22 protein-coding genes, 1 pseudogene and 1 riboswitch are annotated in these 26,763 nt (G+C 72.9%); of the genes and pseudogenes, 14 read left to right on the top strand and 9 right to left on the bottom strand.

The window, feature by feature from the left end:
• Positions 1 to 99: 99 nt before the first annotated feature.
• The 6 genes and pseudogenes from AC6CKD_RS35060 to AC6CKD_RS35035 all read left to right on the top strand — a co-directional run bounded on the left by AC6CKD_RS35060 (position 100) and on the right by AC6CKD_RS35035 (position 6,509).
• Complete coding sequence (locus tag AC6CKD_RS35060) at positions 100 to 1,362, top strand: ABC transporter substrate-binding protein (RefSeq protein WP_498333032.1); 1,263 nt, start codon at positions 100 to 102, stop codon at positions 1,360 to 1,362.
• Positions 1,363 to 1,378: 16 nt separating this feature from the next.
• Entirely contained in the window at positions 1,379 to 4,291 is a 2,913-nt protein-coding gene (locus AC6CKD_RS35055) for an ABC transporter permease subunit (RefSeq protein ID WP_498333031.1), read from the top strand.
• Positions 4,288 to 4,827: pseudogene (locus tag AC6CKD_RS35050) on the top strand (ATP-binding cassette domain-containing protein); the annotation flags it as partial. The gene AC6CKD_RS35055 and the pseudogene AC6CKD_RS35050, both read left to right, overlap by 4 nt.
• Positions 4,828 to 4,845: 18 nt before the next feature.
• Positions 4,846 to 5,061, top strand: a complete 216-nt coding sequence (locus AC6CKD_RS35045) for an ABC transporter ATP-binding protein C-terminal domain-containing protein (RefSeq protein ID WP_498333074.1) — start codon at positions 4,846 to 4,848, stop codon at positions 5,059 to 5,061.
• Positions 5,062 to 5,224: 163 nt separating this feature from the next.
• Positions 5,225 to 6,073: an aldo/keto reductase gene (locus AC6CKD_RS35040; RefSeq protein WP_498333029.1), complete on the top strand. Its 849-nt coding sequence runs from the start codon at positions 5,225 to 5,227 to the stop codon at positions 6,071 to 6,073.
• Between the two features lie 7 nt (positions 6,074 to 6,080).
• A complete protein-coding gene (locus AC6CKD_RS35035) occupies positions 6,081 to 6,509 on the top strand; it encodes an RICIN domain-containing protein (RefSeq protein WP_498333028.1) in 429 nt (142 codons plus the stop codon).
• A 92-nt stretch (positions 6,510 to 6,601) separates the two neighbouring features.
• On the opposite strand, the gene AC6CKD_RS35030 is transcribed toward AC6CKD_RS35035, so the two are convergent.
• Together AC6CKD_RS35030 and AC6CKD_RS35025 are read right to left on the bottom strand one after the other, a co-directional pair.
• Positions 6,602 to 7,366 (bottom strand): class I SAM-dependent methyltransferase, encoded by a 765-nt coding sequence (locus AC6CKD_RS35030; protein WP_498333026.1) that lies wholly within the window; start codon positions 7,364 to 7,366, stop codon positions 6,602 to 6,604.
• A gap of 17 nt (positions 7,367 to 7,383) precedes the next feature.
• Positions 7,384 to 7,689, bottom strand: a complete 306-nt coding sequence (locus tag AC6CKD_RS35025) for a 4a-hydroxytetrahydrobiopterin dehydratase (RefSeq protein ID WP_498333025.1) — start codon at positions 7,687 to 7,689, stop codon at positions 7,384 to 7,386.
• Positions 7,690 to 7,943: 254 nt separating this feature from the next.
• Here AC6CKD_RS35025 and AC6CKD_RS35020 point away from each other — a divergent pair, with 254 nt between their 5' ends.
• Positions 7,944 to 9,740, top strand: a complete 1,797-nt coding sequence (locus tag AC6CKD_RS35020; RefSeq protein WP_498333023.1) for a hydroxysqualene dehydroxylase — start codon at positions 7,944 to 7,946, stop codon at positions 9,738 to 9,740.
• Between the two features lie 35 nt (positions 9,741 to 9,775).
• Positions 9,776 to 10,582: a helix-turn-helix domain-containing protein gene (locus AC6CKD_RS35015; protein WP_498333022.1), complete on the top strand. Its 807-nt coding sequence runs from the start codon at positions 9,776 to 9,778 to the stop codon at positions 10,580 to 10,582.
• Here AC6CKD_RS35015 and AC6CKD_RS35010 read toward each other — a convergent pair.
• Entirely contained in the window at positions 10,568 to 10,990 is a 423-nt protein-coding gene (locus tag AC6CKD_RS35010) for a hypothetical protein (protein ID WP_498333020.1), read from the bottom strand. The genes AC6CKD_RS35015 and AC6CKD_RS35010 overlap by 15 nt on opposite strands.
• Before the next feature lie 307 nt (positions 10,991 to 11,297).
• Between AC6CKD_RS35010 and AC6CKD_RS35005 the strand changes: the two genes are divergently transcribed.
• From AC6CKD_RS35005 to AC6CKD_RS34990, 4 genes are all read left to right on the top strand, one after another.
• Positions 11,298 to 12,338 carry a hypothetical protein gene (locus tag AC6CKD_RS35005; RefSeq protein ID WP_498333018.1) on the top strand — a complete coding sequence of 347 codons (1,041 nt, stop codon included), beginning with the start codon at positions 11,298 to 11,300 and terminating at the stop codon, positions 12,336 to 12,338.
• Positions 12,335 to 12,895, top strand: coding sequence for a toxin-antitoxin system, toxin component (locus AC6CKD_RS35000; RefSeq protein ID WP_498333016.1), 561 nt, complete (start codon positions 12,335 to 12,337; stop codon positions 12,893 to 12,895). Before AC6CKD_RS35005 ends, AC6CKD_RS35000 begins: the two co-directional genes overlap by 4 nt.
• A gap of 104 nt (positions 12,896 to 12,999) precedes the next feature.
• Positions 13,000 to 14,421: an NAD(P)/FAD-dependent oxidoreductase gene (locus tag AC6CKD_RS34995; RefSeq protein WP_498333014.1), complete on the top strand. Its 1,422-nt coding sequence runs from the start codon at positions 13,000 to 13,002 to the stop codon at positions 14,419 to 14,421.
• Positions 14,422 to 14,428: 7 nt separating this feature from the next.
• Positions 14,429 to 15,607 carry an MAB_1171c family putative transporter gene (locus tag AC6CKD_RS34990; protein WP_498333013.1) on the top strand — a complete coding sequence of 393 codons (1,179 nt, stop codon included), beginning with the start codon at positions 14,429 to 14,431 and terminating at the stop codon, positions 15,605 to 15,607.
• Positions 15,608 to 15,625: 18 nt separating this feature from the next.
• On the opposite strand, the gene AC6CKD_RS34985 is transcribed toward AC6CKD_RS34990, so the two are convergent.
• Positions 15,626 to 17,152, bottom strand: a complete 1,527-nt coding sequence (locus tag AC6CKD_RS34985; protein ID WP_498333011.1) for a peptide MFS transporter — start codon at positions 17,150 to 17,152, stop codon at positions 15,626 to 15,628.
• Positions 17,153 to 17,288: 136 nt separating this feature from the next.
• A complete protein-coding gene (locus AC6CKD_RS34980; RefSeq protein WP_498333072.1) occupies positions 17,289 to 18,134 on the bottom strand; it encodes a bifunctional 5,10-methylenetetrahydrofolate dehydrogenase/5,10-methenyltetrahydrofolate cyclohydrolase in 846 nt (281 codons plus the stop codon).
• Positions 18,135 to 18,243: 109 nt separating this feature from the next.
• Positions 18,244 to 18,343, bottom strand: a riboswitch (ZMP/ZTP riboswitch).
• Positions 18,344 to 18,444: 101 nt separating this feature from the next.
• Here AC6CKD_RS34980 and AC6CKD_RS34975 point away from each other — a divergent pair.
• Both AC6CKD_RS34975 and AC6CKD_RS34970 read left to right on the top strand, forming a co-directional pair.
• The gene (locus AC6CKD_RS34975; protein ID WP_498333009.1) at positions 18,445 to 19,206 is read left to right on the top strand and encodes a class I SAM-dependent methyltransferase; all 762 of its coding nucleotides are present in this window, start codon (positions 18,445 to 18,447) and stop codon (positions 19,204 to 19,206) included.
• A 213-nt stretch (positions 19,207 to 19,419) separates the two neighbouring features.
• Positions 19,420 to 20,994: an RNA polymerase sigma factor gene (locus tag AC6CKD_RS34970; RefSeq protein WP_498333008.1), complete on the top strand. Its 1,575-nt coding sequence runs from the start codon at positions 19,420 to 19,422 to the stop codon at positions 20,992 to 20,994.
• Between the two features lie 19 nt (positions 20,995 to 21,013).
• On the opposite strand, the gene AC6CKD_RS34965 is transcribed toward AC6CKD_RS34970, so the two are convergent.
• From AC6CKD_RS34965 to AC6CKD_RS34950, 4 genes are all read right to left on the bottom strand, one after another.
• Positions 21,014 to 22,798, bottom strand: coding sequence for a vWA domain-containing protein (locus AC6CKD_RS34965; protein ID WP_498333006.1), 1,785 nt, complete (start codon positions 22,796 to 22,798; stop codon positions 21,014 to 21,016).
• On the bottom strand, positions 22,795 to 23,856 hold the full coding sequence (locus AC6CKD_RS34960) for an ATP-binding protein (protein WP_498333004.1): 1,062 nt from the start codon (positions 23,854 to 23,856) through the stop codon (positions 22,795 to 22,797). The genes AC6CKD_RS34965 and AC6CKD_RS34960 overlap by 4 nt, the downstream gene beginning before the upstream one ends.
• Before the next feature lie 118 nt (positions 23,857 to 23,974).
• The gene (locus AC6CKD_RS34955) at positions 23,975 to 24,424 is read right to left on the bottom strand and encodes an SRPBCC family protein (protein WP_498333002.1); all 450 of its coding nucleotides are present in this window, start codon (positions 24,422 to 24,424) and stop codon (positions 23,975 to 23,977) included.
• A gap of 144 nt (positions 24,425 to 24,568) precedes the next feature.
• A complete protein-coding gene (locus AC6CKD_RS34950) occupies positions 24,569 to 26,659 on the bottom strand; it encodes a phage holin family protein (RefSeq protein WP_498333001.1) in 2,091 nt (696 codons plus the stop codon).
• Positions 26,660 to 26,763 lie beyond the last annotated feature (104 nt).

The following is a 26,763-nucleotide window of genomic DNA, read 5'->3' as shown; positions in this document are numbered from 1 at the left end:
ACCGTTACCTGACGGGCCGTCACTTTACTTGTCGTCGATATTGACGATGCGTCAGGTCGCGCACAGAATGCGGGGATTCCGACCGGAGGGGATCCACACATGTTGCGACCGATCCGCACCCTGGCCGCCGCGGCGGCGGCGCTCGCGCTCGTCTCCGCCTGCAACTCCGCCTCCAACAGCGCCTCCCCCGACAAGCCGGGAACCGCCGGCAACTCCCGCGGGGTGAGCGCCGACTCGATCAAGGTCGGCGGCATCGTGTCGATGACCAGCGCCAGCGGCTACAGCAAGAAGGCCACCGACCTCGGGGCGAAGGCCCGCTACCTGAGAGCCAACGCCGAGGGCGGGATCAACGGGCGCAAGATCGACTACATCGGTGCCGAGGACGACGGGCAGGACCCCGCCAAGAACCTGGCCGCCGCCCGCAAACTCGTCCAGCAGGACAAGGTCTTCGCGGTCTCCCCCATGAGCTCGGTCACCTTCACCGGCGCCGACTTCCTGGAGCAGGAGAAGGTGCCCACCTTCGGCTGGGGCACGCTGCCCTCCTTCTGCGGACCCAAGTACATCTACGGGTTCAACGGCTGCCTCGTCCCCACCCCCGGCGGCACCATCAACCAGACCTGGCCCGAAGGCATCGGCCAGATCCTCGGCGGCGCCGCGGGCAAGTCGGTCGCGATCATCGCCAACGACAGCGACGCCGGAAAGTTCGGTGTGCGCACCTTCCAGCAGGGCTTCACCAGCGCCGGGTTCAAGGTCGCCTACGCCAAGGCCTCGGTGCCCGGCACCGCCGTACCGAGCGACTGGTCGGCGTACGTCAAGGAGATCCTGGAGAGCAACGGCGGCAAGGCCCCGGACGCGGTCGTCTCCGTCATGCAGACCCCCAACAACATCGGGCTGTTCACCTCGCTCAAGCGCAGCGGGTACAAGGGGCTGCTCTCCGACCCGACCGACTACGACCCGGGTCTGCTCGCCCAGGACGCCACCAAGCAGGCCCTCGACGGCGTGCACGTCCTGCTGCAGTTCGAGCCGTTCGAGTCGACGAACCCGAAGATGGCCCAGTTCAAGGCCGACATCAAGACCGCGTCGGGCGGGCTGGAGGTGCCGCTCAACATGCACATGTTGACCGGGTACATGTCGGCCGACCTGTTCGTGTCCATCGCGCAGAAGGCCGGCAAGGACCTGACCGTCGAGTCCTTCCAGGCCGCCGCGCAGGGCTTCTCCGACACCGACACCCTCGTCGGCAACCGCGCGGAGCCCAAGGGGCAGAAGGACAGCTTCGGCTGCGGGGCGCTCGTCCAGCTGAAGAACGGCGCGTACGAGGTCTCCGTACCGTTCAAGTGCTACGAGCCCATCCCCTTCAAGTAGGGGTGCGGGAAACAGCATGGGAGATCTGCTCGCCTTCGTACTGAGCGGTCTGGTGTCCGGCGCCCTGTACGCACTGCTCGCCACCGGGCTGGTGCTGTCGTACTCGGCGTCCGGGCTGTTCAACTTCGCGCACGGGGCCACCGCCTACCTGTCCGCGCTCACCTTCTACGAACTGCACTCCGGGCTCGGCTGGCCGGCCGTCCCGGCGGCGCTGCTGGTGGTGCTCGTCCTCGCGCCCGGGCTCGGCTGGGCGCTGGACCGGCTGATGTTCAGGCGGCTCGCGCAGGTCGGCGAGACGGCGCAGATCGTGGCCACCATCGGGCTGCTGGTGGCCCTGCCGGCGGCCGGGCTGTGGACGGTGGAGCTCCTGACGGACGCGGGAGCACCGCTCAAGCCGGCGGAGAACCAGTTCGGGCTGCCGGGGGTCGGCCCGAGCCCCGCGACGTCCTGGCAGCTCACCGCCGACGTGGGCATCGACTCCGACCAGTTGATCACCTGGGTGGCCACGGCCCTGGTCGCGGTGGCCCTGTGGGTGCTGATGCGGCACACGCGGCTGGGGCTGCGGCTGCGGGCCGCCGTCGACAACCGCTCGCTCACCGAGCTGCGCGGGATCGACGCCGACCGGCTGTCCTCGGTGGCGTGGATGATCGCCTCCGGGCTGGCCGGGCTGGCGGGGGTGCTGGCCACTCCGCTGCTGGGGCTGTCCGCGCACGATTTCACCCTGTTCCTCTTCGTGTCGGCCACCGCGGCCGTGATCGGGCGGTTCGCCTCCGTGCCGCTGGCCTTCGCGGGCGGGCTGGGGCTCGGGGTACTGCAGAACCTCGTCGTCGGCTACGCGTCCTTCGCCGACTCCATCACCGGGTTCAGGACGGCCGTGCCCTTCCTGATCCTCTTCGGCGGGCTGCTCGTGCTCACCCGACGGGCCCGGGCCGCCGGGACCGCCGCCGTCGACGTGGCCTCGCCGGACCATCTGGCCGGGGCCGCGTGGGGAAGGCGGTGGGGCGTGTGGGCCGCGGGCTCGGTTCTGCTGGGCACGGCCTTCTACACCGTGACCACCCCCTTCTGGAGCGGGCTCCTCGCCCAAGGGCTCGCGCTGGCCCTGGTCTTCATGTCCTTCACCGTGGTCACCGGGCTCGGCGCGATGGTGTCCCTGGCCCAGGGCACCTTCGTGACCGGGGCCGCGCTGGTGGCCGGACTGCTGATGAGCCGCGGGTGGCCGTTCTTCGCGGCGCTGGTGGTCGGCACGTGCGCGGCCGCCGTCCTGGGAGCCCTGGTCGCCCTGCCCGCGCTACGGCTCGGCGGGCGCTCCCTGGCCCTGGCGACGCTGGCCCTGGCCTTCCTGGCGGACCAGGTGCTCTTCCAGATGCGGTGGCTGCGCAACGGGGACTCGGGGTGGTCGATCCCGCGTCCGGTCGTCGGGCCGGTGGACCTCTCCGACGACCGGGCGCTGGGGGTGGCACTGGTCGTCCTGGTCGCGGCGGTCGCCGCCGGGCTGAGCGCCCTGCGGAACTCCCCCTCGGGCCGGGCGATGCTCGCCGTACGGTCGGCTCCCGCGGCCGCGATGGCCTCCGGGGTGTCCGTGCTGCGGACGAAACTGCTGCTGTTCACACTGTCGGCGGGGCTGGCCGGCTTCGGGGGCGTGATGTACGCCTCCTACAACACCCGCATCACCGCTACGGACTTCACGGCGATGACCGGGCTGGTGTGGCTGGCGGTGGTCGTGGCGGCGGGTGTGCGGCGGCCGCAGTACGCGGTGGTGGCGGGGCTGGTCTTCGCGGTCGCTCCGCGGCTGATGGCGGACTACGTGACGGAGTCGGCGCACCTGCCGGTGATCCTGTTCGGCCTGGCGGGATTGGCCTTGGCCAACGATCCCGACGGGTACTGCGCGGCGGTGCCGGTACGGCTCGCACGGCGGCGGGCGGCTTCCCCGGGCGGGGCCGTCGCCTTGGCCGGAGCCGCAGCCGTTCCCGCGGCACGGGTCAGTGGCGGAGCCGGGGCGGGCCCTGCGGGGCCTTCCCCCGCCCCGCCCCTTCCCGGAACCGGGGCTGCGCCCCGGACCCCTTCGGGGGCTCCGCTCCCGGACCCCCGCTCCTCGAACGCCGGAGGGGCTCCTCTCGCCGGGGGCTGGGGCAGCGCCCCGGTTTCGGGAAAGGGCGGGGTGGGGGACCTGCCGCCCGCCGGGCAGGCACGCGCGGACGGCCACGACCCGGCGCCACCGGCGGAGCCGTCCGCGGAGCCCCCCGCACTGGAACTGCGCGGGGTGACCGCCGGGTACGACGGCGGGCTCGTGCTGCACGGGGTCGACCTCGTCGTCCGGAAGGGCGAGATCCTCGCCGTGCTCGGGCCCAACGGGGCCGGGAAGAGCACCGCCTGCCGGGTGGCGGCCGGAGCGCTGGCCGTCGTCGGCGGGACCGTCCACGTGGGCGGGCGGGACGCCACCCGCGACGGCGCCGTGGGCCGCTCCCGGGCCGGGGTGCTGCTCGCGCCCGAGGGGCGGGGGATCTTCCCCTCGCTCAGCATCGACGAGAACCTCGCCCTCTACCTCAGGGACGCCGGGGAACGGGACGCCGTCTACGACCGGTTCCCCCGGCTGCGCGATCGACGCTCGGTCGCCGCCGGGTCAGTGTCCGGCGGGGAACAGCAAATGCTGGCCCTCGCCCCCCTGTTGCAGCGGCCGCCCGCGGTGCTGATCGCGGACGAGCCCTCGCTCGGGCTCGCCCCGCGCGTGGTGGACGAGGTGTACGGGCTGCTCATGGAGCTCCGCGCAGCCGGGACCGCGCTGCTGCTGGTGGAGGAGAAGGCGGCCGAGATCCTCGGGATCGCCGACACCGTCGCCTACCTCTCGCAAGGCCGGGTCTCCTGGTGCGGCCCGCGCTCCGAGGTGGAGGCGGACCGGTTGACCGAGGCCTACCTGGGGATGGCGACATGAGCACGGGCGAGTACGTCTTGGAGGCCCGCGGCGTCAGTGTCCGGTTCGGCGGGGTGAAGGCGCTGACGGGCGTGGACCTCGGGATCCGGGCCGGCGAGGTGTGCGGGCTGATCGGGCCGAACGGGGCGGGGAAGACCACCCTGTTCGACGTCCTGTCCGGGATCCGGCGGCCGGACCAGGGCCGGATGCTGCTCGACGGGGTGGACGTCACGCGACGCTCGCCCGTCTGGCTGGCCCGGCACGGGATGCGCCGGACCTTCCAGCGCCAGCAGTTGTTCGGGCAGCTCAGCGTGGCCGACAACGTCCTCGTCGCACAGGAGTGGCGGGGCGGGGGCGGCGGTTTCGCCGCCGATCTGGTCGCCTCGCCCACCCGGCGCCGCCGGGAGCGCGAGCGGCGGGAGCGGGCCGCCCGGGTGCTGGCCGACTGCGGCATCGGCGCGCTCGGGAACTCGTACGCCGGCGGTCTGCCGGTGGGCCGGGCCCGGATGGTGGAGCTGGCCCGCGCCGTGGCCGATCCGCCCCGGGTGCTGCTCCTGGACGAGCCGGCGTCGGGCATGTCGGCGCCCGAACGCGAGCAGCTCGCGGCGGTCGTGCGCCGGCTCGCCGAGGAGGAGGGCTGCGCGGTGCTGCTCGTCGAGCACAACGTCGCCTTCGTGATGGACCTCTGCACCCGGGTGGTCGTCCTGGACCTGGGCACCGTGCTCGCCGAGGGCACGGCCGCCGAGGTACGGGCCAACGCGCTGGTCCGGGAGGCCTACCTCGGGGCGTAGCGCCGCGTGCCTCTTCCCGCCGTGCGGATTCACCCGTACGGCGGGAATAGGCCACGCCGGGGCCCGGTTGACGCCGGTCGTACGGGCCTGCGTCCCAGCATCCGTACCGCCCGCCGGCAGCCGCCAGCACCCGCACCAGCGACGACCAGAGGGAACGACCGACGTGAACCAGGTCCCCGGCATCAAGCTCAACAACGGCACGCTCATGCCCCAGCTCGGCTTCGGCGTCTGGCAGGTTCCGGACGCCGAGGCGGAGCAGGCCGTCCGTACCGCACTGGAGGCGGGCTACCGGAGCATCGACACGGCAGCCGTCTACGGCAACGAGGAGGGCACCGGCAAGGCCATCGCCTCCGCCGGGGTGCCGCGCGAGGAGCTCTTCGTCACCACCAAGCTGTGGAACGGGAAGTCCGAGACCTGGGGCCGGGACAACGTGCTGCGCGAGTTCGACGCCTCGCTCGCCAAGCTGGGCCTCGACGAGATCGACCTGTACCTGATCCACTGGCCGCGCCCGATGCGCGACGACTTCCTCGCCATCTGGAAGACCTTCGAGGAGATCGCGCGGAGCGGCCGCGCCAAGGCCGTCGGCGTGTCCAACTTCCGCCCCGCGGACCTGGAGCGGCTCGGCGCGGAGAGCTCCCTGGTCCCGGCCGTGAACCAGATCGAGCTGCACCCGCTGCTCCCCCAGGCCGAACTGCGCGCCCTGCACGCGCGCTTGGGCATCGCCACCGAGGCCTGGTCCCCGCTCGGCCAGGGCAAGGGCCTGCTCACCCTGCCCGCCATCACCACGATCGCCGCCAAGCACGGCCGCTCGGCCGCGCAGGTGGTCCTGCGCTGGCACCTGCAGCTGGGCAACGTCGTGATCCCGAAGTCCGTGACCCCGGCGCGGATCCGGGAGAACCTGGACGTCTTCGGCTTCGAGCTGGACGCCGACGACGTGGCCGTACTGGACGCGCTCGGCGCGGGTGGGGCGGGCCGCCGGATCGGTCCCGACCCGGCCTCGTTCGACTACTGAGCGGCCGGTGAGAGAGACGAGGGCACCCGACGGCGTGTACCTGATCCGCAATGCCGCGAGCGGGCTGCTGCTCCAGGTCGAGAGCGGCAACCGGGTCCGCGTCGGGCCGGACGGCGAACCGGCCGCGGCCCGGCGGTGGGAGATCACCCCGGTGCACAGCGGCGGCGGGATCTTCCACCTGGTCAGCGTTCACAACGGCAAGCGGCTCGATGTCGCGAACGCGTCGACCGAGAGCGGCACCCGGGTCCAGGTGTGGAAGGCGAACGCGTTCGGGGCACAGGAGTGGGTCGTGGAGGAGCACCTCGACGACCCCGGCGTGGTCTCGCTGATCGCCGCCATCAGCGGTCTGCCGCTGGAGGCGGACGCGGAGGGCCGGGCCCGGCAGTGCGAGGACACCGACTCCCCGGCGCAGTGGTGGCGGCTGGAGCCCGTCTGAGGGCGGGGCGGGGGCAGGGGCAGAGGCGCTCGCCCCGGCCGCCCCTGCCCCACCCGTCAGTGCCGTCAGTCCCGTCAGCCCCGCTAGTCCCGTCAGCGCCGTACGAAGCCGCGCAGCCGGTACGTCGGCTCCGCGCGCGGGGTGTCCGGTCCGGGCAGGAGTTCCAGCCGGTCCGCGAGCTCGCGCGGGGTGATCCCGCGCGGGTGGACCCGGGAGGCGTACCGCCCGGCGAGCAGCGCGGTGGCGGCCCCGCGCGGGGTGCGGCCCTGGCCGTGGCCGGTGAAGAGGGCTTCGCCGGCGGAGTGCAGGCCCGCCGCCGCCGCGTGGCCGGTCACGGCCTGGGCGGAGTCGGCGGGGGTGGCGGTGAGGTGCTCGGCGAGCACCGCGTCGATGTCGCTGCCCACGTCGTGGGCGGAGTCCTTGTCGACCGTGGTGACGAACACCCCGCCGGGCCGCAGCACCCGCCCGGCCTCGGCGATCACGGCGGCCACCAGGCCCGGTGAGCGCAGCAGGTGCAGGAGCCAGACCGCACCGACCGCGTCGAGCGAACCCGAGCGGAAGGGGAGCCGGGTCCCGGAGGCGAGGACCACCGGGGTCCCCCGGGAGCGCGCCATGGCGGCCATCCCGTACGAGGTGTCCGCGCCGAGCACGCGCAGCCCCGGGCGGGCGGCGGCGATGCGGGTGCTGACGATGCCCGTGCCGCAGCCGAGGTCGAGGAGGGTGGCGGTGGCCGGCGGGAGCAGGCCGAGGACCGCCGCGGCGGCCGCCTCGGCGCGCGGTGCCCCGCCGCGGGTGGCGTCGTAGGCCTCGGCTTCGGCGTCGTAGTCGAGGAGCGGTCTCGGCAGGGGCACGCGCATCGGCGGCGCTCCCGGCATCAGGCGGCGCCGTGGGCGGGGGCCAGGGATTCGACGCGCTCGGCGAGGGTGAAGTCGGCGTCGGTGACGGCGTCCCCGGCGTCGTGCGTGTTCACGGCGAGGCGGACGGTGTTGTAGCCGAGGGTGAGGTCGGAGTGGTGATTCAACTCCTCCTGGACGCTGGCGATATGGCTGACCAGCGCGCTCGCCGCGAAGTGGCTGCCCAGCCGGTAGGTACGGATGATCCGGTCGTCCTCGAAGGCCCAGCCGGGGAGTTCCCGCAGCCGGTCCTCGATCTCCTTCTGCGAAAGCGGCTCTCTCGACACCCGCAGACTCCTTCCCCGTTCACGACGTGCACGACGTGCACGCCGCACACGACGGCCCGATTGACCTGACGTGGAGTCAAGGTTCCCACAGCCTGGGCCGGAGGGAAGGTTTCGCGCCATAGTGCGTGCGGGTGCTTCCGTGCCTTCCGTGACCACCCCGTCACCCCTATGCTCCTGCGCCGGACGTGACTGTTACCACCGGTAATACCACCCGGTGACACGCCGGACGCCGACGGCATCGAGGGAGCATCATTGTGACGCGCACAGGGAATTCCAGGCGCACCTTCATCGCGGGGGCCGCCGCCACCGCGGGCGCGTTATCGGCCGCCGGGAGCCTCCCGGCCCGGGCCGCGACCGGACCCGCCGCCACCGATCCCGCCGCGGCGGCGGACGCGCGCCGCGTGGCCGTCCTCGGCGGCGGGGTCGCCGGCCTCACCGCCGCGCACGAACTGGCCGAACGCGGCTACGCCGTCACCGTGTACGAGCGCCGGGCGCTCGGCGGCAAGGCCCGCAGCATGGACGTCCCCGGCAGCGCGCGGGGCGGCCGCCGCCCGCTCCCCGCCGAGCACGGCTTCCGCTTCATCCCGGGGATCTATCACAACCTGCCGGACACGATGCGGCGCATCCCCTTCCCCGGCAACGCGAACGGGGTCTGGGACAACCTGGTCGCCCCGAGCGAGATGATGTTCGCCCGGGCGGCCGGCCGCGAGGACCTGCGCGCACCCATCCCCTGGCCGGAGCACTCCCCCGCCGAGCTGACCCCCGAGGAGCTGCGCCGGGCCCTCACCGGCATCCTCCAGTCGCTGGTCCGCCTCCCGCTCCACGAGACCGCCTACTTCGTCGACCGCGCCCTGGTCTTCCTCACGAGCTGCGACGAGCGGCGCGACGGACAGTGGGAGCGCACCCCGTGGTGGGAGTTCACCCGGGCCGCGCGGATGTCGAGCGAGTACCAGCGGATCCTCGCCATCGGCGTCACCCGCAACATCGTGGCCACCAAGGCCGAGGAGGCCTCGACCCGTACCGTCGGCACGCTCGGCGAGGCCTTCGTCTTCAACCTGCTGGGCCGCGGCGCCGACGGCCCGCCGGACCGGATCCTGAACCTGCCCACCAACGAGGCGTGGATCGACCCCTGGGGGACCCATCTGCGCGCGCTGGGCGTCGAGTTCAAGATCGGGTGGACGGTGCGCGAAGTCCGGTACGGGGACGGCCGCGTGAGCGGGGTCCTCGTCGAGGATCCCACCGGAGCGGTGCGGACCGTCACGGCCGACCACTACGTCAGCGCGCTCCCCGTAGAACACGCCCGCCCCACCTGGACTCCGGCGCTGCGCGCGGCCGATCCGATGCTCGGGCGGTGCGACCTGCTGCGGACCGACTGGATGACCGGCATCCAGTTCTACCTCACCGAGCGCGCGCCGCTCGTCCACGGCCACCTCAACTGCATCGACTCCCCTTGGTCGTTGACGGCGATCCAGCAGGCCGAGCACTGGCCGTCGCGCGACTTCCCCGCCGACTACGGGGACGGCGCGGCCGTGGACTGCCTGTCGGTGGACATCTCCGAGTGGGACAAGCCGGGGATCCTCTACGGGAAGACGGCCAAGCAGTGCACCCGCGAGGAGGTCGCCCGCGAGGTGTGGGCGCAGCTGAAGGCCTCGCTCAACGACACCGGGAAGACCCTGCTGTCGGACGGAAAGCTGCACTCGTGGTTCCTGGACCCGGGGGTGGACGGGATCGGCACCCCGCATCCGACCAACCAGGACGAGCTGCTGATCCACCCGACCGGGACCTTCCACAACCGGCCGAGCGCGGGCACCCGGATCCCGAACTTCTTCCTCAGCGGGGACTACGTGTCCGTCGACATCGACCTGGCGACGATGGAGGGGGCCAACGCGTCGGCCCGGGCAGCGGTCAACTCACTGCTGGACAGGGATGGTTCACCGTCTCCCAGGTGCACGGTGCGGAAGCTGTACCGGGCCCCGGAGCTGGAGTCCCTGAAGCGGCACGACCAGTGGCGCTACCGTCTCGGCCTGCGGAACGTCTTCGACCTGGGGTGACCCGGCCGCGGTCCCGGCTGGGCTAACGTCGGGGCATGACGACCGCTGCGCCCTTGACGGTAGGCGCCCTGCTGCGCACCTGGCGGGAGCGGCGCGGACTCAGCCAGTTGGAGCTGGCGGGCCGCGCCGACTCCTCCTCCCGGCACATCAGCTTCGTGGAGACGGGCCGGTCCCGGCCGAGCGAGGAGATGGTGCTGCGGCTCGCCGACCGGCTGGACGTCCCGGTACGGGACCGCAACGCCCTCCTGGTGGCGGCGGGTTACGCGCCCCGGTACGCCCACACCCCGCTGGACGACCCCTCCATGGCGGTGCTGCGCGAGGGGCTGGAGCGGCTGCTGACCGGCTACGAACCGTACCCGGCGCTGGTCGTGGACGCCGCGTACGACGTGGTGGCCGCCAACCGGGGCATCCTGATGCTGATGGAGGGACTGCCGGAGCACCTGCTGGCCGGCCCCCTCAACGCGATGCGGCTGACCCTGCACCCGGAGGGCCTCGCCCCGCGGATCCACAACTTCCGCCAGTGGCGCGGGCATCTGCTGGCCCAGATGGAGCGGCAGATCGCACTGGCCCGTTCGGCGCCGCTGCACGCGCTGTACGAGGAGGTGGCGGCCTATCCGGTGCCCGCGGGGGCGGAAGGGCCGGGCGAGGACGGGCCGGACGGGATCGTCGCGTACCTCGCGCTCCCCCTGCGGATCGAACACGACGGGCACCTGCTCTCCTTCGTGTCCTCCATCTCCACCTTCAACACCCCCATGGACGTGACGGTCGCCGAGCTGGCCATCGAGACCCTCCTGCCGGCCGATCCGGCGACGGTGAAGTACCTGCGGTCACTGTCGCCCTGAGCTCGCGCGCAGCGCGAGCTGCTGGAAGAGGGCGAAGGAGACGACGGTGAGCGCCTGCGCCGGGATCCACACCGCCCCGGCGGTGGTGGGCGTGAACCAGACGACGAGGGCGACGAGACTGAGCGCCGCCCAGGCGTAGTTGGTTTCGATGACGAGCCGGACGGGGAAGACCGGGGGCTGCCGGCGCGAGGCCAGCAGGCCGACGCCGGCCCCGTAGAGCACCAGGAGCGCCCCCAGTCCCAGCAGCAGCCCCTGTCCGACGCCGAGCAGCCGGCCGAGGGGTGCGGAGAAGGCGACGTAGGCGAGTCCGTTGCCGGTGGTGACGACGGAGTCGAGGGCGAGGAACCGGCGCAGCGCGTCCTGGGGGACGGCGGTACGGGCTACGGCGGTGAGCAGGGTTGCGGACATGGTGGATCAGCCTCCGTCGAGGGTCGAATGCGCTGGTGGAGTACGGATGACCCGGGCCCCGGAGCCGAGTGCGCGGCCCCGGAACCCGATGGCTCCACTGTGCCGCCGGAGCCACCGCCCGGTCGATTACCTCCCAGGTCATGGCCGTACGGCCGTCCGGGGTTCCGGGCGGCGCGCCGTCCCCACCTTTTTTGAGCTGAACGGAAGGAAAGGTTGGGGGCCGCCCTGTTCTGCCACGGAACCGGGGGTTAGGCTTCACGCAGAGCAACCAGTTCGAACCTTCTCTCTACTGACGGAGAAATACCCGGTGCGAGCCGCCGACCGACCCGATCTCCGCGCGGTCCGGGCCCGAGTCGTGGCACTGGCGGAGCGGTGCGGCCAGGACCCGGCGCAGGTGCTCGCCGTGGAGCGGCTCAGCCGGCTGTCCGGGGTCGACCCGGCCCGGGTGCCCCGGATACTGGACGGCACCGCCGCCGAGCTGCCGCTGTGCGAGCGGGTGCACCGGCGCTTCCTGCGGCTGCGCGCCACCCGCCTCGACAAGCACGGCCGGGAGTGGTCGCTCGCGGCCATAGCCGAGGACTTCGACGCCCCCGGCGCCTCCCTCGGCCCGCTCAACGCGGGCACCGGACTGCCCCGGCTCGGCCACGCGGCGGGCGTGCAGCGGTTCTTCGGGGTGTACGCCGGCTTCCTGCTCGCCGACTGCAAGAGCGCGGTGGAGCGTGCCCTGGCCGGCGCCGGGTCCGGGGGCCGGGCGGAAGGCGCCGCGGACGACCTCGAACGCCTCTCGTACCTCACCGGCATCACCCCGGACGACATCCGGCTCACGCTCGACGGCACACCGCCCCGGCTCCCGCTGAAGGAGCAGGTGCGGCGCCGCTTCGAGCACCTGCGCCGCACCCGTCCCCGGGAGGACGGGCAGGCCCACTCCCTCTCCGCCATCGCCGGCTCCTTCGCCGCCTCGGGCCAGTCGCTGACCCGGCTCACCCAGGGCGAGGGGCTCCCCAACCTCGCGGCGGCCGCCGGGATCCAGCGCTTCTACGGGGTCGAGAGCGGCTTCCTGCTGGCCGACGACGCCGAGGCGCTGGCCGAGGCGCTCACCGGGATCGCGCGCGAGCTCCAGTCCCCGGAACGGCCCGCCGAGAACCCGATGCTCGCCGTGATGCGGGCGCACGACGTGCGCAGCATCGTCACCCGGGCCGGCCGGCTCTCCCCGGGCGGCTGGAAGTCGCTGGCGGACTACCTGGACGATCTGCTCGCGCGGGAAGGACAGCTGGGCCGCCCGGCCGTCCCGCGCCCGCCGCGCGGCGCCGACGACACCGACCGCAGGGCCGAAGGGGGAGCGCGATGAGGACCACACGTGCCATGCGGAAACTCGGCGACGACCTGCTGGCGGCGGCGCGCCTGACGCCGAACACGGACGCCCCCGGCATCATCGGGAGCCTGTGCACCGCCTACGGGCGCGGCCGCGACCGGCCCGTGCTGTTCCGGTTCGCCACCTTCCCGCCCGACACGGCCAGCGGACTGTGGCTGGAGATGGAGGACCGCGACCTCCTCGTCATCGAGGAGCGCACCCGGCCCGAGCACCAGCTCGTCATCGCCTGCCACGAGCTGTGGCACCTGGACGAGGGCACCTGCGACCAGCACGGCCCGGGCATGGCGGTGGCCGCCCGGCTGACCGGCCGGGGCGGCGGCCTGGCGGAGCTGCTGCGCTCCGAAGACGGGCTGAGCGGTGTGCTGCGGCAGGTGGCCGCCCGGGCCGACCGCAGCGATCCCGCGGAGATCCGGGCGGAGACCTTCGGCCTGCACCTCGGAAAGGTCCTCAAGGCCTTCCTGCCGCCGCCCCGGGAAGAGCAGGTGCCCGAGGCGATCGAGCGCATCAAGACCTCGTTCGGCTGTGGACGTTGAGCGGGCCCCGGCCCACACCCCCCGGCGGCTGACCACCGCCTTCCCGCCGACGCACCTACTCCGCCGATGCGCACGCGCACGGCCCTGACAGAGAGCACCACACGATGACCCAGTCTTCTCCGCCCCGCCACGCCGTCGTCATCGGGGGCAGCATGGCCGGCCTCCTGGCGGCCGCCGTCCTCGCCGAGCACGCGGCGGTCACCATCATCGACGCCGACACCCTGCCCGAGCTCCCCGAGCCCCGGCGCGGACTGCCGCAGGCCCGCCACGTCCACGTCATGTGGTCGGGTGGCGCCCGCGCCATCGAGGACATCCTGCCGGGCATCATGGAGGACTGGACGGAAGCGGGCGCGATCCGCCGCAGCCTGCCCACCGACCTGGTCACCAAGACCGCCCAGGGCTGGATCCCCCGGTGCGGGGAGAAGCAGTTCAACATCTCCTGCAGCCGCGACCTCCTCGACTCGGTGGTCCGCGCCCGGGTGATCGCCCTGGAAGGGGTCACCACCCTCCAGCGCAGCCGGGTCCGCTCCCTGGAGGGGACCGCCGCGCGGATCACCGGCGTCCGTGTCGACACCCCGGAGGAAGAGGACCGGCTGGTCCCCGCCGACCTCGTGGTCGACGCGAGCGGCCGCGGCTCCCGGGCCCGCGTCTGGCTGCAGGCGCTCGGCGTGGACGGCATCCGGCAGGCGGAGGTCGACTCGGGCCTGGTCTACGCGACCAGGATCTTCGAAGCCCCCGCCGGAGCCCACGAGATGGGCTTCCCCATCGTGAACGTCCAGTCCGACCCCCGGGTCGCGGTCCCCGGCCAGACCGCGACGATCGTCCCCATCGAGAACGGGCAGTGGCAGGCCACCCTCTCCGGGACCCGGGGCGGCCAGCCCACCGGCGACCCCGACGAGTTCATCCCGTTCGCCAAGGGCATCCGCGACCCGATCGTCGGCGAGCTCCTGGAGGGCAAGAAACCGCTGTCCGACGTCGCCGTCACCCAGGGCACCACCAACCGCCGGGTCTTCTTCGAGAAGGCCGAGCTGCCGGACGGCTTCTTCGCGGTCGGCGACTCGGTCGCCACCTTCAACCCGCTCTACGGCCAGGGCATGACCGTCGCGGCCCAGGGCCTGCTCGCCGTCCGCGCCCTGCTGCGCTCCAAGGGACCGGCCCACCCCGGCATCGGCATGGAGGCGCAGCGCGCCCTCGCCCCGCAGGTGGCCACCGCCTGGGAGCTCGCCACCTCGCAGGACATCCTGTACCCGGGCGCCACCGGTATGAAGCCGCGCGCCGGCTCCGGCCTGCTCAACTCCTACGTCTCCCGGCTGATGACCGGGGCCACCACCCGGGAGGAGCTGACCTCCGCCTTCCTGGAGGTCATCACCATGAGCAGCCCGCCCACCCACTGGGTCAAGCCGTTGGTGGTCTGGCAGGTGCTGCGCGCCTCGGACCGGGGTGCGCTCAAGGCCCCGCCGCTGACCGCCGCCGAGCGGACCGTCGCGGGACTCGACCAAGGGGCCGACCCCGTCGAAGCCCGCTAGGCGTCCGGTGACGGACGGGCTCATCCTCTACGTTCCGGGGTTCGTGATCGTCCTGGCCCTGGTCATCAAGGCTCCGACGCTGCGCCGCGGCTGGGACCAGCCGCTGATGCGCGCCGTGTGCACGCTGCTGGTCGTCGGTTCCCTCGCCATGTTCCTGTCCGGTCCGCCGACGATCGCCGCGGTCAACCGCCTGACCGGCGTCGTCAACTTCTCCGCGCCCCTGGTCTACAGCGTGCTGACCGCGTTCTCGGCGTCGTGCATCGTGCTGATCCTGCACTGGGGCGGCGGCCCGACCCCGGGCGTCCTGCGGGCCACCCGGATCACGGTGGTCGCGTACGGCGCCGTCGTGGTCACGATCGTCTTCCTGTTCGTGAAGGGGGACGCGCCGGTGGAGCGGCTGCGGGACCTGGACACGTACTACGCCACCACCCCGTGGATCCGCGAGATGATCGCGCTCTACCTGACCGCCCACGCCGTGGGCAGCACGGCGCTGAGCCTGTTGTGCTGGAAGTGGCTGCGGCGCGTGGACCCGGCCCTGCGGGCGCTGCGCACCGGGTTGGCGCTGCTGATGCTCGGCATGGTGATGGACGTGGGCTATCTCGTCGCGAAGTGGGCCGCGGTCGGAGCCCGCTGGTCCGGCCGCGACTGGGACGGGCTGTCCACGTACCTCGCGCCGCCCCTCGCCTCCGCGGCGGCCCTGCTGGTCGGGATCGGGTTCATCGTGCCCCTGGTCGGCGAATCGGCGGCCTGGCAGGAGTTCAGCCAGTACCGCCGGCTGCGTCCGCTGTGGAAGGCCCTGCACGGATTCGCCGCCTCCAGCGTGATGACGGTGCCGCTGACCTGGTGGTCCCCGGTCGGCATCCGGCTGATCCACCGCGAATCGGTGATCGACGACGGGCTGCTGGCGCTCGCCCCCTGGTTCGACCCCGCCGTCCGGAGCGAGGCCTACGAGGCCGCGCGCGCCCAGGGCCGGTGCGAGCGGGGCGCCGCGCTGGTGGCGGACGCGGCCGTACTCGCGGCCGCGTGCCAGCGCCGGGCCGCCGCCGACCGGGTGGAACCCGGCCCGGGGTCCGATCCCGCCGAGCCCTGGCTCCTGGGCGCCCAGCCGCTGACGGAGCTGGCCCGGGAGTTCCACGCCTCGCCCATCGTGGCGGAGGCCCGCCGCCGGGCCGCGGCCCCGCACTGAGGCCGGGCCGCCCCCCGGTCAGGCCGTGGCCGGCCCCGCTTCGCGAGCGGCGGCCGCCTCGCCCGTCAGGACCTTGAGCCGCTTGGTGAAGAAGACCATCACCGCGCCGGCCGCGATCACCAGGGCGCCCTGCCACAGGAAGTTCCGGCTCTGGCCGATGACCGCGTCGAGCCGCGGAAGCTGCGCGCCGATCGCGTCTCCGGTGGCGGCGGCGAGGAACCACACACCCATCATCTGGTTGGTGAAGGCCCGCGGGGCGAGCTTCGTGGTGACCGAGAGGCCGACCGGGCTCAGGCACATCTCGCCCATCACCTGGATCACGTACACGCCCACCAGCCACATCAGCGAGACCTTCACCCCGCTGGAGGCGATGGCCGCCGCGCCCGACATGACCACGAAGGAGGCGCCGGTCAGCAGCAGGGCCATGCCGAACTTGAACGGGGTGCTCATGTGCTTGCCCCGGCGCACCCAGAAGGCGGCGAAGACGGGGGCCAGGATGATCACGAACAGCGAGGGCAGCGACTGCGTCCAGCTCGCCGGGATGTGCCACCCGAGCAGGGACAGGTCGGTCTTCTGGGCGGCGAAGAGGTTCAGCTCGTTGCCCATCTGGTCGTAGACCAGCCAGAACAGCGTGGCGGCCAGGAAGAGCCAGACGTAGGCCCGCAGACGGGTCTTCTCGACCCGGTCGATCTTGGGGCTGCGGTACATCGAGAGCAGCACGCCGGCCGGAACGACCACGGCGACGACCGTGAGGACGAAGGTGACGTTGTCGATGCTCAGCGCGTGCGAGGCGGCCAGCAGGGTGACCAGTACGGCGGTGAAGACCAGGCCGTACGAGGAGGACCTGCGCAGCTTGGCCCGCTCGGCGGGGGTGAGCCGGACCACGGGCTCGGCGCGGAGCTGCTCCGACAGGCGGCGGCCGCCGAGGACGTACTGGACCAGGCCGAGGGCCATGCCGACGGCGGCGGCGCCGAAGCCGAGGTGCCAGTTGACCTCCTCGCCGAGGTAGCCGACGACGAGCGGGGCGATGACGGCGCCGAGGTTGATGCCCATGTAGAAGATCGAGTAGCCGGCGTCGCGCCGCTGGTCGTCGTCGGCGGCGTACAGCCGCCCGACCAGTGCGGAGATGTTCGGCTTGAGCAGGCCGGTGCCGATGACGATGAGGACCAGGCCGGGCCAGACGAAGACCGGGTTCGGGACGGCCATCAGGACGTGGCCGGCCATGATGACCACCCCGCCCCACAGGACGGCCCGGCGGGCGCCGAGGAACCGGTCGGCGATCCAGCCGCCGGGCAGCGCCAGCAGCGAGATCATGGCCATGTAGACGCCTTCCACGGCCTCCGCGGTGCCCTCGTGGAGCCCCATGCCCCCGTGGCCGCGGGAGGCGGCGAGGAAGTGCACGAGGATGGCGACCATGCCGTAGAGGCTGAAGCGCTCCCACAGCTCGGCGAGGACGAGGGTGGCGAGCCCGCGCGGGTGGCGCTTCCCGCCCACCGCCGCCGCGATCGGTGCTGCGCCCGACGCCGGGGGCTTCTGCATGTCCATCGAAGGCTTCACATACTCAGTGGAGCCCTCCCGCCCCGGCGACGGATCGTCCTTCCGGCCCGTTACCGGGGGAAGCGGAACGCCCCGGACCGAAGGGCCCGGGGCGTTCGTCGTACCGGATCGGCGCCGGCGCGGGTCAGAGGTCCGCGAGGGCCAGACCGGCCTGCGCGGCCGCGGCCTGGACGGTCTGCTCCAGCAGCACCGCGATGGTCATCGGGCCGACGCCGCCCGGTACCGGGGTGATCAGCGAGGCGCGGGCGGCGGCCGACTCGAAGTGGACGTCGCCGACGTTGCCCTCGTTGTAGCCGGCGTCCAGGACCACGGCGCCCGGCTTGATGTCCTCGCCGCGGATGAACTCGGCCTTGCCGACGGCGGCGACCAGCACGTCCGCCTGGCGCACGAGGGACGGCAGGTCCACGGTGCGGGAGTGGCAGTAGGTGACGGTGGCGTTCTGCTCCAGCAGCAGCATCCCGGCGGGCTTGCCCAGGATCGCGCTGCGGCCGACGACCACGGCGTGCTTGCCGGTCAGGTCCACGTCGTAGGCCTCCAGCAGCCGCATGATGCCGCCGGGGGTGCAGGAGACGAAGCCGGGCAGTCCGAAGCCCATGGCGGCGAAGGAGTGCATGGTGACCCCGTCGACGTCCTTGCCCGGGGCGATGGCCTCGAAGGCGGCGCGCTCGTCGATGTGGTGCGGGACGGGGTGCTGGAGCAGGATGCCGCTGATCTCCGGGTCCTCGGAGAGCGCGGTCAGGGTGGCGACGAGCTCCTCGGTGGTGGTCTCGGCCGGCAGCTCCACGTGGCGGGAGGTGATCCCGGCCTTGGCGCAGCGGTTCTGCTTCATGCGGACGTAGGTGACGGACGCGGGGTCCTCGCCGACGAGCACGGTCGCCAGACAGGGCGCGGTGCCCGTGCGCTCGGTGATCTTCGCGGCGTACTCGGCGGTCTGCTCCGAGATGCGGCGGGCGAGGGCGGTGCCGTCCATCAGCGTGGCGGTCTGTGTCGGCTCAACGGCCTGGGCCTGCTGAACGGTCTGTGCCTGCTGAACGGTCTGGGCGGTCGTCATGGGGTCTCCTGGGCGTCGCTGCGGGATCGCGGTTCGCCCAGGCGCGCGGCAGTCGACGTACGGATACGGGAGTACGCCGGGCCGCTCCCCGGTGGTGATCCACCCGAACGCCAGTCACGGCCCGCCGCCCAGTGTAGGCGACCCCTCCCGGCGGGTCCGACGGGTCCGGGGCGGGCCCCGGCCCGGCAATCCGGTGGATGACCGGCGCCGGACCTGGGACGATCGAGACATGACGCGCACTTTCGACCATCTCGTCGCGGAAGCGGAATCCGTCTCCGTGGACGGCTGGGACTTCTCCTGGCTCGACGGCCGCGCCACCGAGCAGCGTCCCTCGTGGGGCTACCAGCGGCTCCTGGCGAACCACCTGGCCCGGGTCGGCTCCGCCCTGGACATCCAGACCGGCGGCGGGGAAGTGCTCGCCGGAGCCGGGCCGCTGCCCCGGCTGACGGTGGCCACCGAATCGTGGCCGCCGAACATCGACAAGGCGACAAGGCTGCTGCACCCGCTCGGCGCGGTGGTGGTCGCGGACTCCGACGAGCCGCCGCTGCCGTTCGGCGACGCGTCCTTCGATTTCGTCGCCAGCCGGCATCCGGTCACGATCTGGTGGGAGGAGATCGCGCGGGTGCTGAAGCCCGGTGGCACGTACCTCTCCCAGCAGGTCGGTCCGGCAAGTGTTTTCGAACTCGTGGAGTACTTCCTGGGCCCGCAGCCGGAGGAGGTCCGGCGGGCCCGGCACCCCGACGACGCGGTCGCCGAGGCCACGAAGGCGGGGCTGGAGGTGGTCGATCTGCGCTCCGAGCGGCTGCGGACGGAGTTCCACGACATCGGAGCCGTGATCTACTTTCTACGGAAGGTGATCTGGATGGTGCCGGGCTTCACGGTCGGGCAGCATCGGGACCGGTTGCGCGAGCTGTACGAACAGATCGAGCACGAAGGCCCGTTCGTCGCACACACCGCCCGTTTTCTCATCGAGGCCCGCAAAACGGGCTGACAAAACGGGCGGACGCGACCACCCGCGACCGGTTCCCCGGTCACAGCGTGGCGCAGGTCACTCAATTCAGCGCGTAACGAATCTACTCGGGCATGCGATGAACCGACAGGTGTCCTCGTGCGGCCCGGAATACAGACCCCCGTCGGGTCTGTTTCCCGAGTTCGCGCGATGATGTCCCGCCACCCCTTATCTGTTCGCAACGAGAGGCTCCTTGTGTCGCTCAGCCCGTCCCGTACGTTCCCCACGGAGATCGCCGAATCCGAGGCCCTGGTCGCGCTTGTCGAGCGTGGCCGCGAGCAGGGTCACATCAACGGTGATGACGTGCGCCAGGCCTTCGAGGCCGGCCGCATCCCGGTGGACCAGTGGAAGCGGGTCCTGCGCAGCCTGAACCAGGTCCTGGACGAGGAGGGCGTCGCGCTGCACGTGAGCGCCGCCCCCGCCACGAAGGCTCCCGCCAAGAAGGCGCGCAAGGCGGCCGCCGCCCCGGCGCGCACCGTCGCCAAGAAGGCCGCCGCCCCGCCGCGCCTCATCGGTGCGCGCAAGACGGCCGCCCCCGCCACCGCCGCGGCGATATCCGACCCGTCGGCCTCCGGCACCGAGGAGGAGGTGGCGGCCGAGGCCGCCGCCGCGCCGAAGAAGCGTGCGGTCAAGAAGACCGCCGTGAAGAAGACCGCCGTGAAGAAGACGGCCGCCACGAAGAAGACCGCCAAGGACGGCGACGAGGGCGACGCCCCCGTGGCCCTGGGCGAGGACTGGGCGGCCGAGGACCTGGACGAGGGCGACGAGAAGGAGACGCCCAAGACGGGCGGCAGCGCCGGCTTCGTCCTGTCCGACGACGACGAGGACGACGCCCCGGCCCAGACCGTCATGGTCGCCGGTGCCACCGCCGACCCCGTCAAGGACTACCTCAAGCTCATCGGCAAGGTGCCGCTGCTCAACGCCGAGCAGGAAGTCGAGCTCGCCAAGCGCATCGAGGCCGGACTCTTCTCCGAGTACAAGCTCGAAGAGGAGGAGGACCACAAGCCCGCGTTCAAGCGCGAGCTGGAGATCCTCGTCGAGGACGGCCGCCGCGCGAAGAACCACCTGCTGGAGGCCAACCTCCGCCTCGTGGTCTCCCTCGCCAAGCGCTACACCGGCCGCGGCATGCTCTTCCTGGACCTGATCCAGGAGGGCAACGTCGGTCTGATCCGCGCCGTGGAGAAGTTCGACTACACCAAGGGCTTCAAGTTCTCCACGTACGCGACCTGGTGGATCCGGCAGGCGATCACGCGTGCCATGGCCGACCAGTCGCGCACCATCCGCATCCCCGTCCACATGGTCGAGATCATCAACAAGCTGGCCCGCGTCCAGCGCCAGATGCTCCAGGACCTCGGCCGGGAGCCCACTCCGGAGGAGCTGGGCAAGGAACTCGACATGACCCCCGAGAAGGTCATCGAGGTCCAGAAGTACGGCCGCGAGCCGATCTCCCTGCACACCCCGCTGGGTGAGGAGGGCGACAGCGAGTTCGGTGACCTCATCGAGGACTCCGAGGCGGTCGTACCGGCCGACGCGGTCTCCTTCACCTTCCTCCAGGAGCAGCTCCAGTCCATCCTGGGCACGCTCTCGGAGCGCGAGGCGGGCGTGGTGTCCATGCGCTACGGCCTCAACGACGGCCAGCCGAAGACCCTCGACGAGATCGGCCGCGTCTACGGGGTCACCCGTGAGCGCATCCGCCAGATCGAGTCGAAGACCATGTCGAAGCTGCGTCACCCGTCGCGCTCGCAGGTGCTGCGCGACTACCTCGACTAAAAGTCGGGCCCCGCGCCCCTCAGGCCAGTCGGAAGACCGGCCCGCGGGGCGTGAACGGCAGGGAGGCGCCCTGCGGAACCAGGAAGGCGTGCTCGCGCCGGATCCGCAGGGTGTCGGTCCAGCCGTCCGTGATCACCAGGACCGGCGCCCCGGGCGGGAAGTCCTCCGCCCGCAGCAGCAGGTCGATGCCCGGCTGCAGCACGGTTCCGCCCCGGCCGCGCACCTTCACCCGGCCCGCGATCTCGCTCGGGGGCAGATAGCCCGCGTCGTACGGCGCCGCGTCGCAGAACACGACGCGGGCGGCCGGCACGTCGCGGGCTTCCGCGTACGAGGCGATGGCGCCGAGCGCCTTGCCGAGCAGGGCGGTGTCCATCGATCCCGAGGTGTCGAGGACCACGCCGAAGGTGCAGCGGGCGGTCTCCTCGTGCGGGAAGTACCGGCCCGGGCGCGGGATGTCCGGGGTGGAGGCCTGGCGGCGGGCCGGGCGCGCGAAGCCGCGTACCGGCTCCGGACGGGGCACGTACTCGTCGAACCAGCGTGCCAGGCGCGCGTCCCAGGGCACCGGCGGGTGGGCCAGCGCCCGGATCTCCTGCACCAGCCCGGCGGGCAGCAGCCCGCGCTCCCCGTACCCGTGCAGGTCGAAGCCCTGGACCAGGCCGCGCCGGTAGAACTCGTCCAGGTCCGTGTACGGGCCGCTTCCCGGATGCGGCAGCGGCTCGCCCAGGATGTCCCCGCGGCCCTTGCCGCGCAGGGTGGCGAGCCGGCGCATCCGGCGCAGGTCGCCGGTGATCCGGTCGTAGACCTCCTCCACGGAGAGGTCCCGCAGCTCCGCGTCGTACAGCAGCCCCTCGGGCATCTCCCCGACGTCCATCTCCACGAGCCAGCCGTTGACCACGTAGTCGGCGGCCACGTTGTGCAGGTACGGGTCGCGGGCGCCGCGGCGCTCCCCGTGGCGCAGGGCGGCGTGCAGCATCTCGTGGGCCAGGATGAACCGCCACTCCCCGTCGGTGAAGCCGCGCAGCGGGTTGACGTAGATCTCCCCGGCGCTCGCGCTGACGGCGGCGATGTCGATGCCCTGGGCCCGGGCCAGCTCGGCGTCGGCGACGAGCCGCAGGCCCGCCGCGAGGCCGCCGAGCAGCGGGTAGGAGGAGACGAACCAGTTCAGGGCCCGCTCCCACGGCTGCGGGCGGTGGCCCTCGCGGCCGGCGGCGAGGTCCATGGTGGCGGACACGGACCGGGTGAGGGCGTGCGCGAAGCCGGTCTGCCAGTCCGGGACGGAGCTCCAGTGCCGCCAGGACTCCAGGATCTGGTCGGGGGCGCCGGGGGCGCTCGTGCCGCAGTCCGCGTAGCGCGCCGGGACGCCGTCCCGGCGCCAGGCGCCGGCGAGCTGCTCCTCGTCGCCGCCCGGGTACTGCTCGGGCAGCCGGTCGGGGGCGCGGCCCACGGGGAAGGTCAGCAGGAAGCGGTTGACGACCACGCAGCGGGCGGCGAGCTCGGCGCGGTCGGGCTGCGGCCGGTCGTCCTCCTTGGCGGCGGGCACGTGTCCGAAGCCGAGGTGGAGCAGGCAGTGCGCCAGGGCCCAGGCCCACTCGGCGGGCTCGGCGCGGCGGGTGGGGTGGGCGTGGATCACCCCGTTGGAGGTGACCACGGCGAGCCCGGCGGTGTTGCAGGCCGTGCACTGGCTGCTGCGGCAGTGGGTGGCGGAGACCGCGTTCAGGGCGGGGTTCTGCCGGACGGCGGCGCGCCCGGCCTCGTAGGCGAGCGCGGCCGGATCGGGCTTGGGCTGCTTGGCCTTGCGGGTCACCGGCGGGCCTCGACCAGCCGGGGCAGGTCGCGGGCGGCTTCGATCAGGAACCAGGCGGGCAGCACGGGATGGCCGTCCGCGTCGTCGGCGATGACGGTCTGGGCCACCTCGACGGAGATCTCGGCAAGCTGGACGAGCAGGGACTTCGCGCGGTAGGCGGTCTGCCGGACGCCGGGCGAGACGTGTTCCTTGCGGGCCGGGAGCTCCTTGACCAGGCGGCCCCGGAAGGCCTCGGCGAGGTAGTAGAGCAGATCGCGGTCCTCCACCCGGGCGGGCCAGGAGGCGTCGCCCTTGATGACCGCGTCGATGCCGAAGGTGTGGCGGACGATCTTGGCGTAGCCGCGGAAGGAGACCGCGTGCGCGGGGGTGAGGGTGCCGTGCGCGAGCACGCCGAGCGTCTGCTCGTCGAGGTCCCGCCCGAAGGAGTGCAGGGCGTCGGAGAGCATGTGCCAGGACCGGGGCGTGGAGAACGGCTCCTCCGTCTTGGGGGGCTGCGACCACAGGTGGTCGGGCCGGTCGGTGAGGTAGTCCGTGACCCACGGGTGGATGTCGTGCTCCCCGGCCCAGACCAGCCAGTCCCCGGCGGAGGCCCGGAGGTGGACGTGGGTGAGCCGGTTGACGAGCGCGGAGGCGATGGGGCGAGCCAGGGCGTTGTCGGTGGCCCGGTTGCCCGCGCCGATGACGATGGAGCCCGCGGGCAGCTCGTAGGAGCCGATCCGCCGGTCGAGGATCAGCGAGTAGAAGGCCTTCTGCACGTCCGGGCCCGCGGCGTTGAGCTCGTCGAGGAACAGACAGTACGGCTCCTCGCGGGCGATGGCCTCGGGCGGGCAGAACACGGAACGCCCGTCACGGATCTGCGGTACGCCGATCAGGTCCTCGGGCGCGAGCTGCGTACCGAGCAGGCTGACGCACTCCAGCCCCAGCGAGTCGGCGAACTTCCGCACGAGCGAGGACTTGCCGATGCCGGGGGCGCCCCAGAGGAACACGGGCCGCACGGTGGCGAGCCCGAGGAGCAGTTCGGGGAGCTGGGCGGGGGTGACGGTGACGGCGGCCTGCACGGGTGGGGATGTCCTTAAAGTCCGGGGTCCGGGTACGCGGTGCGCCCAGTGTGGGTGCACCGCGTGTCCCCGAGCACCCGGTTTTTCCCCCGGTGCCCTTGCGGAACCCTTCCCGGGCTCAGGCGGCGGAGTGCTCCAGCAGGTGCTTCAGCTTCTCCTCGCTCCGGGGCATCTCCTTGCGGACCATGGGCTTGACCGCGAGCGGTACGAGCGCCCTGCCCATGCCGTGGCTCTCGAAGTCGACGGCGAGGGTCACCCGCGAGCGGGTCCCGCCGTCGAGCGGTTCGATGCGGCCCCGCACGTCCGGCCGTACCGGCCCGTCGACGCCGTGGAAGTGCCAGCTCCTGGGCGGGTCGAGCTCCATGACCTGCATGGTCGTGGGGATCCGCCGCTTGCCGATCTGCCGGGTGATGAGGATCTTCGAGCCGACGTGGACGGGGAGGTCCCCCATCGGCACGGCCGAGACGGCGCTGTCCTGCCACTCCGGCAGGTGCGTGGGGTCCGTCACGTAGGTGAAGACGTCCTCGGGACTGCGGTCTATGTCGATGCTGTTGCTGATCGCTGACATGGCGACCCCTCGGAGCCCCCCTGGTGGACTCTGCTTCCAAAGTACGCCCCGGGCGGGCGGCCGCGCGATGCCTCCGGAGGGGGGCGGTCCGCGGGCGCGCCCGGACCGCCGGTGCCTGCACCGTCGGTGCCAGGCCGTCGGCGCCTAGGCCGCGGGCGCCGGGTCCGTGCCCGGGGCGACGGAGACCTCCGGGGGGACCGGGACCTGCGGTCCGTCCGCCTCGGTGAGCCAGCGGCGCAGGACCTCGTGGACCGCCTCGGCGCCCACCAGTTCCCCGTCCGGCCGGTACACCGGCTCGGAGAGCTCCACCGGCCACATCAGGAACGGGTGGCCCTGCTCACCGCCCAGCCCGCCGTGCGAGCCGATCTGCTCCTCGAAGGCGTGCACCGATCCCGTCTGAGGGTCGTAGGCCGAGTTCACCATCACGTCGGCCACGTGCGGGAAGGTGTCGGTCCGCCGGACCGCCTGCGCCGCGCCCGGGCCGTAGGCGGCCAGCAGTTCCTCCGCCGCGCCCGGCTCGTCCAGCCGGGCTTCGGCCCCGTTCGCGGCCAGGACGGTCCCGTCGACGAGCAGGAACCCGACCCCGGGGTGGTTCGCCAGGGTGGGGAGCAGCGCCGGGTGCGCGCGCTCGATCCGCTCCCTGGACGCCCGGCCGGGCAGGTCGGGGAAGGAGATCAGCCCGAGGTTGCCCGAGGCCAGGACCACCGGGCCCGGACCCGCGCCGGGACGCACCTCCTCGTCGGTCTCCTCCACCGGCCGGTGGAGTGCGGCCAGTACGGCGGCCCGTGCCTCGGCGCCACTGTGGGTACGGCCGGCCTTGCGGGACACCGGGAGCCCGCAGCCCGCGCGGACCAGGTCCTTCAGGGTGAGCCCGTACCGGGCCAGGAAGGTCTCCCCCGGGCTCTGGCCGTGGTCCGAGAGCAGCACGATCCGGTACTCCCGGGGCGCGTGCTCGGCGACCCGGGCGATGAGCGCGAGGCTGCGGTCGAGCCGGGCGAGCACCTGCTCGGTGTCCCGGGAGCGCGGGCCCGAGTGGTGGGCGACCTCGTCGTAGGAGACCAGGTCGGCGTAGACCGCGGCGCGCCCCGCCAGCATGTCGCCGATCACCGCGGCGACCACGACGTCGCGCTCCACCACCGTCGCGAAGGCCCGGATCAGCGGGTACAGGCCGCCGCGGGCGACCCGTGGCCGCTCCCCGCGCAGGCGGCCGCGCACCGACTGGGTGATCTCGCGGGCCACTTCGGCGACGAAGGAGAGAGCCGTGCGGACCGCGTTGGCCGGGTCGGAGAAGTACGCGAAGTAGCCCGCGCGGGAGCGGTTGTGCGGGCTCCGCCGGGCGGAGACGGACAGGACGAGCGCCAGTTGGCCGGCGCCGCCGCTGAAGAGGTTGCCGCGGCTGGCCCCGTCGAGGGTGAGCAGGCCCCCGTGCCCGGCGCGTTCGACGGCCCGTCGCTGGAGCTCGGCGGCGCTGGTGGGCCGGTTGCAGACGACCACCTCGCCGGTGTCCTTCTCGTACCAGCGGAAGGCCGGGACGTCGAAGTTGGAGCCGTGCAGGATGCCGAGCTGGCTGGCGCCGGTCTGGCTGGACCAGTCGGTGCGCCAGGAGGTGATGCGGTGGCTGCGGTCGAGCCAGTCGGCCACCGTCGGCATCAGGCCGCTGCCGGCCGCGCGGCGCAGCACCTCGTACCCGACCCCGTCGAGTTGGAGGAACACCACGGCGGGGGCGCGTTCGTCGGCCCCGGGCATTCCCTCGCGGCGCTGACGGCGCCGGCGGCGGTCGGCGAGCCGGTAGAGCCGGCGCCGGTAGGCCTCGTCGTCCCGGACGGCGAGGGCGGTCGAGGTGGCGGAGGCCACGGCGGACATCACGGCCGCGACCACCACGGCCGTCTCGGGGTCCGCCTCGCCGCGGCCGGCCGGGATCAGGCTGAGCGCGATCAGCAGCAGCGAGCCGTTGAGGAAGAAGACGAGCAGGCCGAGCACCAGGGCCGGCACGAGCAGCAGGGCGCGTACGAGAACCGGCCACACCAGCGCGCTCAGCAGACCGAACGCCCCGGCGCCGAGGGCGGCCGTCAGACCTATCTGCGTGATGCTGTCGCGCTCGCCGCCCGCGTCCGCCTGGAGCCGGAAGTCGGGGAGGATGCCGGCCAGGGCGAGCATGGTGAGGGTCGACACCGCCCAGACGACGGCCACCCGCACCAGGGCGCCGCCCGTACTCCGCCACCGGCCTCGCAACACGCCGAACCCACCTCACCACCGTGGCCCGCACCGCGCCGACGGGCCCCCGTCCCCACGCTGTCCAGGCTCGCACAGCGGCGCCCGACCGGCCGGGTGACACGGGC

The organism is Streptomyces sp. GQ60 (assembly GCF_059758875.1).
This window is presented reverse-complemented; position numbering and strand designations above follow the sequence as displayed.

Excerpts from the sequence above, each read along its gene's own strand:
- AC6CKD_RS35060 (WP_498333032.1), top strand. The coding sequence starts at position 100 with ATGTTGCGACCGATCCGCACCCTGGCCGCCGCGGCGGCGGCGCTCGCG.
- AC6CKD_RS35055 (WP_498333031.1), top strand. The coding sequence starts at position 1,379 with ATGGGAGATCTGCTCGCCTTCGTACTGAGCGGTCTGGTGTCCGGCGCC.
- AC6CKD_RS35045 (WP_498333074.1), top strand. The coding sequence starts at position 4,846 with ATGTCGGCGCCCGAACGCGAGCAGCTCGCGGCGGTCGTGCGCCGGCTC.
- AC6CKD_RS35030 (WP_498333026.1), bottom strand. The coding sequence starts at position 7,366 with ATGCGCGTGCCCCTGCCGAGACCGCTCCTCGACTACGACGCCGAAGCC.
- AC6CKD_RS35015 (WP_498333022.1), top strand. The coding sequence starts at position 9,776 with ATGACGACCGCTGCGCCCTTGACGGTAGGCGCCCTGCTGCGCACCTGG.
- AC6CKD_RS35010 (WP_498333020.1), bottom strand. The coding sequence starts at position 10,990 with ATGTCCGCAACCCTGCTCACCGCCGTAGCCCGTACCGCCGTCCCCCAG.
- AC6CKD_RS35000 (WP_498333016.1), top strand. The coding sequence starts at position 12,335 with ATGAGGACCACACGTGCCATGCGGAAACTCGGCGACGACCTGCTGGCG.
- AC6CKD_RS34995 (WP_498333014.1), top strand. The coding sequence starts at position 13,000 with ATGACCCAGTCTTCTCCGCCCCGCCACGCCGTCGTCATCGGGGGCAGC.
- AC6CKD_RS34985 (WP_498333011.1), bottom strand. The coding sequence starts at position 17,152 with ATGGACATGCAGAAGCCCCCGGCGTCGGGCGCAGCACCGATCGCGGCG.
- AC6CKD_RS34980 (WP_498333072.1), bottom strand. The coding sequence starts at position 18,134 with ATGGACGGCACCGCCCTCGCCCGCCGCATCTCGGAGCAGACCGCCGAG.
- AC6CKD_RS34975 (WP_498333009.1), top strand. The coding sequence starts at position 18,445 with ATGACGCGCACTTTCGACCATCTCGTCGCGGAAGCGGAATCCGTCTCC.
- AC6CKD_RS34955 (WP_498333002.1), bottom strand. The coding sequence starts at position 24,424 with ATGTCAGCGATCAGCAACAGCATCGACATAGACCGCAGTCCCGAGGAC.